This is a genomic window from Streptomyces sp. DH24 (assembly GCF_029813775.1).
Lineage (GTDB): Bacteria > Actinomycetota > Actinomycetes > Streptomycetales > Streptomycetaceae > Streptomyces.
Window position 1 is genome coordinate 1 of sequence record NZ_JARVKW010000082.1, and the last position, 6,103, is coordinate 6,103.

Consider the following 6,103-nt stretch of genomic DNA (forward strand, 5'->3'; position numbering starts at 1 on the left):
CCCCCGGGCCCGCCGCCGGACGACGACGACCCGTTCGCCCTCGCCGACCGGGTCCGCGCCGCGCACGGCACCGTCGTCGCCGCGGGCGGCTGCTTCGACCTGCTGCACGCCGGACACGTGGGACTGCTCCAGGCGGCCCGCCGGCTCGGCGACTGCCTCGTCGTCTGCGTCAACTCCGACGCCTCCGTGCGGCGCCGCAAGGGCGCGGACCGCCCCGTCAACCCGCTCGCCGACCGGGTCCGCGTACTCAGCGCCCTCGCCTGCGTGGACGCCGTGGCCGTGTTCGACGAGGACACCCCCGAACGCCTCCTCACCGATCTGCGGCCCGACGTGTGGGTCAAGGGCGGCGACTACACCGGCGCCGACCTTCCCGAGGCCGCGCTGCTGGAGGAATGGGGCGGGCAGGCGGTCCTGCTGCCCTACCTGGACGGCAGGTCCTCGACCGGCCTGCTCGCGAGGGCGACGGGAGGCACGGCCCGATGACCCCCGCACCCCGCCTCCTGGTGCTGCGCGCCCTCGGACTCGGCGACCTCCTCACCGGCGTCCCCGCGCTCCGCGCGCTGCGCCGCGCGCACCCGGACCACGAGCTGGTGCTGGCCTCGCCCGCCGCCCTCGCGCCGGTCGCCGCGGCCACCGGCGCCGTGCACCGGCTGCTGCCCGCCTCCGCCCCCGGCCGTGCCGTGCCGCGCACCCTCCACTGGACCGGCCCGCCCCCGGACGTCGCCGTCGACCTGCACGGCAACGGCCCGCCCAGCCACCTCCTCCTCGCGGCACTGCGCCCCGGGCGCCTGCTCGCCTTCGCCCACCCGGACACCCCGGAGATCGAGGGCCCGGCCTGGTACGCGGAGGAACACGAACGCGTCCGCTGGTGCCGGCTGCTCCAGTCGTACGGGATCGACGCCGACCCCGCCGACCTGCGCCTGCCCCGCCCGGCCACCCCGTCCCCGGCGCCCGGCGCGGTCGTCGTGCACCCCGGCGCCGCGTCGCCCGCCCGCCGCTGGCCCGTCGACCGGTACGCGGCCGTCGCGGCGGCCCTGCGCGCCGACGGGCACCGCGTCGTGGTCACCGGGGGAGCCGACGAGGACGACCTGGTGGCCGGCCTGGCCGCCCGGGCGGGCCTCGCGGACGACGACGTGTTCGGCGGCGGACCGGCCTTCGACCGGCTGTCCGCGCTCGTCGCCGACGCCCGCGCCGTGCTCAGCGGCGACACCGGCATCGCCCACCTGGCCGTCGCGCACGGCACGCCGTCCGTCACGCTGTTCGGCCCGGTGCCGCCGAGCCGCTGGGGCCCGCCCGCCGACCCGCGCCACCGCGCCCTGGGGCACCCCGGACCCGACGGCGACCCGCACGGCACCCGCCCCCACCCCGCCCAGCTCCGCCTGCGCCCGGAGGACGTCCTGCACGCCTTCACCGGCCTCCCGGCGCCCGCCCCCGGCGCACCGACGGCCTGCTGAGCACCCATGAACCACGACCAGCGCACCCGCCCGCACCGCCCCGAGCAGCACGCCCCCCTGAGCGGAACCGGCGACGACCCCGGGCGCGGCTCACCCGTGGGCGTCGTCATCGCCACCCGGAACCGGTCCGCCGCCCTCGCCGGCACCCTGCGGCACCTGCTCGCGCTCCCCGAACGGCCGCCCGTCCTGGTCGTCGACAACGCCTCCACCGACGACACCCGCGCCCGGCTGGCCCGCGACTTCCCGCAGGTCCGCGTCCTCGCCCTGCCGGTCAACCGCGGCGCCCTCGCCCGCACCCACGGCGTCCGCGCGATCGGCACGCCGTACGTGGCGTTCAGCGACGACGACTCCTGGTGGGCGCCCGGCGCCCTGGCCGAGGCCGCCCGGCTGTTCGACGCCCACCCGAGGCTCGGCCTGCTCGCCGCCCGCACCCTCGTCGGCCCCGGCCAGGACCCCGACCCGCTCAACGACGTGCTCGCCGCGTCCCCCCTCGGTCCGGCCACCGACCTGCCCGGCACCCAGGTCCTCGGCTTCCTCGCCTGCGCCGCCGTCGTCCGCCGCAGCGCCTACCTCGACGCAGGCGGCTTCCACCAGGTGCTGTTCTTCGGCGGCGAGGAGTCCCTGCTCGCCTACGACCTCGCCGCCCGCGGCTGGGGCGTCACCCACTGCCCCGGCGTCGTCGCCCACCACCACCCCGGCACCGGCGGCCCGCGCCCCGGCCGCGTCGCCGTGCAGCGCCGCAACGAACTCCTCACCGCCTGGCTGCGCCGCCCCCTGCCCCACGTCCTCGCCCGCACCCGCGACCTCGCGGCCGAGGCCCGCCGCGACCCGCACGCCCGGCGTGCCCTGCGCGAGGCCCTCGCCCGGCTGCCGGCCGCGCTGCGGGACCGCAGGCCCCTGCCCCCGCACGTGGAACGCGCCGCCCGCCTCCTCGACGGCACCCCGGGAGACCCCGCATGACCGACCCCCGCACGACCGTCGTCGTCATCACCCACAACCGGCGCCCCGAACTCCTGCGCACCCTCGACCGGCTCGCCGAACTCCCCGAAAGACCACCGGTGATCGTCACCGACAACGCCTCCACCGACGGCACCGCCACGGCCGTCGCCCGCCACCACCCCCGGGTACGGCTGCTGCGCCCCGGCCGCAACCTCGGCGCCGTCGGCCGGAACCTGGCGGTGCGCCAGGTCCGCACGCCCTACGTCGCGTTCTGCGACGACGACTCGTGGTGGTCGCCCGGCGCGCTGTCCGGCGCGGCGGACCTGCTGGACCGGCATCCCGCGCTCGCCACGGTCACCGCGCGCATCCTCGTGGAGCCGGGCGGCACCGACGACCCGATCACGCGGGAACTGCGCGACTCCCCGCTGCCCCGCCCCGACTGGCTGCCCGGCCCGGCGCTCGGCTCCTTCCTGGCCGCCGCGACCGTCCTGCGCGCCGACGCCTTCCGGTCCGTCGGCGGCTTCCATCCGCGGCTGTGGCTGGGCGGCGAGGAGGAACTGCTGGCGGCGGACCTGGCCGCCGGGGGCTGGTGGCTGACGTACGCCGACCACCTGACGATCCACCACCAGGCGTCCGAGGTGCGGGACCCGACGCTGCGCCGGGCGCACGGCATCCGCAACACGCTGTGGTTCACCTGGCTGCGCCGGTCGCCCGGCCCCGCCCTGCGCCGCACGCTGTACCTGGCCCGTACGGTGCCGCGCGACACCGCGTCCCTGCGGGCCTTCGCCGAGGCCGCGGCGGCGATCCCGTGGGTGCTGCGCGAACGCCGGGTACTGCCGCCGCCGGTCGAGTCCCGGCTGCGGCTGCTGGACGAGACCCAGCGCCGCTCGACGGCCCGGCGCTACGTGGGCTGACCCGGGTGCGGGGCCGACGCCGCGCCGGCCGGGAGCAGGGCGGGGCCGCCGGTGGCCGTGGCCGACGGCTGTGCGGGCCGCGCGGGCGGCCGTCCCCGGGACGCCCGCCCCTGGACCCGCGACCGGGCCGGCTGCGTGGGCCGCAGCCGCCTTGGTTCTCGTCCTGGCCGCAGGGACGCACCCGCCACCCCGGTCGCGCCGGCGGGGGCGCGAGGGAGCGTGGCGGCGTGCCGTCGGTGGTTGCGGGGGCGGAGGCGGGGGCGGTCGAGAGATTCCGCTGTAGGTGTAGGTGTCGTAGACGGCGAGGGCGGCGCCCGTCGAGGCACGCCGTCGGCAGGGGCGGGCACAGGTGCGGGGCGTGGCGCGGCGGTCACGCGGACGCCCGGGCCTCCAGCGCCTCCAGCAGGCGGTCGGCGCCGTCCGGCGGAGCTGTGGCGCCGGTGCCGCGGAACCGTTCGCGGGCCTCGGCGGCGGCCCGGCGGCCGTCCGTCAGGCACCAGTCCCACCACCGCTCCAGCCCCGCCGCGTCCAGTCGTTCGGCGGGTATCAGGGCCGGCCAGTCGCAGGCGCGGGCCTGGGCGGTGACCTTCGCGCCGCCCTGGACCGGGTCGACGGCCAGGGCCGGGACGCCGGCGCGCAGCGCGAGGACCAGGCCGTGCAGCCGGTCGGTGACGACGAGGTCCAGCCGGGTCAGTACGGACTCCAGCTGGGCGGGCGTGGCGCACAGCCGCCAGTCGTGCGCGTCGAGCCTGGTGTCCAGCTCCAGCCGTGCGCAGTCCCGCCCGGCGAGCCAGCCCGTCACGGCGGCGGCGACCTGCTCGTGCCGCCGCTGCCGGCCGTACTCGTGCTGCCCGTGCGTGAGGATCACCCCGATGACGGGCACGGCGGGCAGAGCGGGCAGAGCGGGCGCGCGGGCCGCCAGGTCCGGGCCCGGCGCCGCGCCCGGGGCGCCGTCGCGGGCCAGTGTCCGGTGGAAGCCGGTGACGGCCGGGCCGCCGGGGTCGATCACGGACGTGCCGACGGCGATCCGCACGCAGTGCGCGAAACGCCGGTGCAGGTCCTCGACCTGCGGCCCGTGCAGCGGCCCGCACACGAACACCAGATGCGTGTACGCCTCGGGCCGCACGTCGTCCAGGTGTGGCGCGTCCGGCCGGAAGCCCGGGCTCCAGACCACGTCGTAGCCGATGCCGGCCCGCCGCAGGACGTCCTCCACCCGGTGCAGGGCGAGCACGTCCCCGGCGGTCGCCTCCCCGTGCAGGAAGCTGAACCACCCGGCCACCAGAATCCGCCGCCGCTCCACAGTGCGGGGCGGGTGCCCAGTCCGGCGGGGCGGCAATCACGCCGGGGCGGGGCCGGGCGACCCGCCCGCCGCCCGGGGGCACGCGCACGCAGGAGGGCGACCGCGTCCCCGGCCGGCGGTGCGGGCGGGCGGAGACCACGGCGGTCCGGTTGGCGACCGCCGGGCCCCGGGTTCCGGCACGGCGCCCGGGAGATCGTCCCAGCCCCGGGGCGGGTACGTACGGACGTGCCCAAGGCGGCCCGGCGCAGCCTCACCCGCCGAGCCCGCGATGTGGACAGCCCCTGTCCTCGATCGGCGCTAGCGTTCCGTCCATGACGAAGCGGACCAGCACCAGGGCGGCCCCGAGCGGTGACGCGCCCGTCCTCGGCCCTCGCGCCCTCAACCGCGCGACGCTCGCCCGGCAACTCCTCCTGGAGCGGGCGGACATGACCGTCACGGACGCCGTCGCGCACCTCGTCGGGCTGCAGGCGCAGAACGTCAGGCCGCCGTACGTCGCCCTCGCCGCCCGCCTCGACGGCTTCGACCCCCGGGAGCTGTCGGAGCCGATGGCCCGCCGCGAGGTCGTCCGCATCGTCACCATGCGGTCCACCATCCACACCCACACCGCCGACGACTGCCTCACCCTGCGCCCGTTCGTGCAGCCCGCCCGGGACCGCGAACTGACCACCTTCCGCAGGGGACTCGACGGCGTCGACGTCGACCGGCTCGCCCGGCTGGCCCGCGAACTCGTCGAGGCCGAGCCGCGCACCATGAAGCAGTTGCGCGAGGCGCTGTCCCCGGAGTGGCCCGATGCCGACCCGCAGTCGCTGGCCGTCGCCGCGCGCTGCGGGCTGCCCCTCGTCCAGGTCACCCCGCGCGGACTGTGGGGCCGCAGCGGCCAGGTGGCGCTCACCACCGCCGAGCACTGGCTGGGCCGCCCCGCCGAACCCGCCCCGGAACCCGGCGCCGTCGTCCTGCGCTACCTCGCCGCGTTCGGGCCCGCGTCCGTGAAGGACATGCAGACGTGGGCCGGACTGACCCGGCTGCGCGCCGCGTTCGAGGAACTCCGCCCGCGCCTGGTGACGTTCCGGGACGAGAACGGCGTCGAGCTGTTCGACCTCCCGGACGCGCCCCGCCCCGACCCGGACACCCCGGCGCCGCCCCGCCTGCTGCCCGAGTTCGACAACCTGCTCCTCTCCCACGCCGACCGCACCCGCGTGGTCCCGCCCGCCCACCGGGGCAGCACCTGGCAGGGCAACGTCTCCCACTGCGCGCTCCTGGTCGACGGCTTCCTCGCGGGGCTGTGGCGGCTCACGCCCGACGCCCTCGTCGTCGAGCCGTTCGGCACGCTCACGAAGGCCCAGCGGTCGCAGACGGAGGCCGAGGCGGAACGCATGCTGCGCGCCCTGTACCCGCGGGCGTCGTACGACATCCGCTTCGGGACCGTACGTCGGTGAGGAAGGCCGTCCGGGCCGCCGGGAAACATGGAGAGGGGGCGTTGCGGGCCGCTCTTGGAG

General features: G+C 78.1%; 6 protein-coding genes. 5 read left to right on the forward strand and 1 reads right to left on the reverse strand.

The genetic code is table 11. From position 1 onward, the window contains the following. The 4 genes from rfaE2 to QC282_RS31805 all read left to right on the forward strand — a co-directional run. A partial coding sequence (gene rfaE2 / locus QC282_RS31790) for a D-glycero-beta-D-manno-heptose 1-phosphate adenylyltransferase (protein ID WP_279553065.1) occupies nt 1-483 on the forward strand: 483 nt, incomplete at its 5' end. Further along, nucleotides 480-1,454, forward strand: a complete 975-nt coding sequence (locus tag QC282_RS31795) for a glycosyltransferase family 9 protein (protein WP_279553066.1) — start codon at nt 480-482, stop codon at nt 1,452-1,454. The genes rfaE2 and QC282_RS31795, both read left to right, overlap by 4 nt. A 6-nt stretch (nt 1,455-1,460) precedes the next feature. Continuing rightward, nucleotides 1,461-2,414 (forward strand): glycosyltransferase family 2 protein, encoded by a 954-nt coding sequence (locus QC282_RS31800; RefSeq protein WP_279553067.1) that lies wholly within the window; start codon nt 1,461-1,463, stop codon nt 2,412-2,414. Then, nucleotides 2,411-3,307 carry a glycosyltransferase family 2 protein gene (locus QC282_RS31805; RefSeq protein WP_279553068.1) on the forward strand — a complete coding sequence of 299 codons (897 nt, stop codon included), beginning with the start codon at nt 2,411-2,413 and terminating at the stop codon, nt 3,305-3,307. The genes QC282_RS31800 and QC282_RS31805 overlap by 4 nt, the downstream gene beginning before the upstream one ends. 370 nt (nt 3,308-3,677) lie before the next feature. Here QC282_RS31805 and QC282_RS31810 read toward each other — a convergent pair whose 3' ends face one another. Beyond that, complete coding sequence (locus tag QC282_RS31810; protein ID WP_279553069.1) at nt 3,678-4,586, reverse strand: polysaccharide pyruvyl transferase family protein; 909 nt, start codon at nt 4,584-4,586, stop codon at nt 3,678-3,680. A gap of 332 nt (nt 4,587-4,918) precedes the next feature. Between QC282_RS31810 and QC282_RS31815 the strand changes: the two genes are divergently transcribed. Further along, the gene (locus QC282_RS31815; protein ID WP_279553070.1) at nt 4,919-6,043 is read left to right on the forward strand and encodes a winged helix DNA-binding domain-containing protein; all 1,125 of its coding nucleotides are present in this window, start codon (nt 4,919-4,921) and stop codon (nt 6,041-6,043) included. Nucleotides 6,044-6,103: the final 60 nt, after the last annotated feature.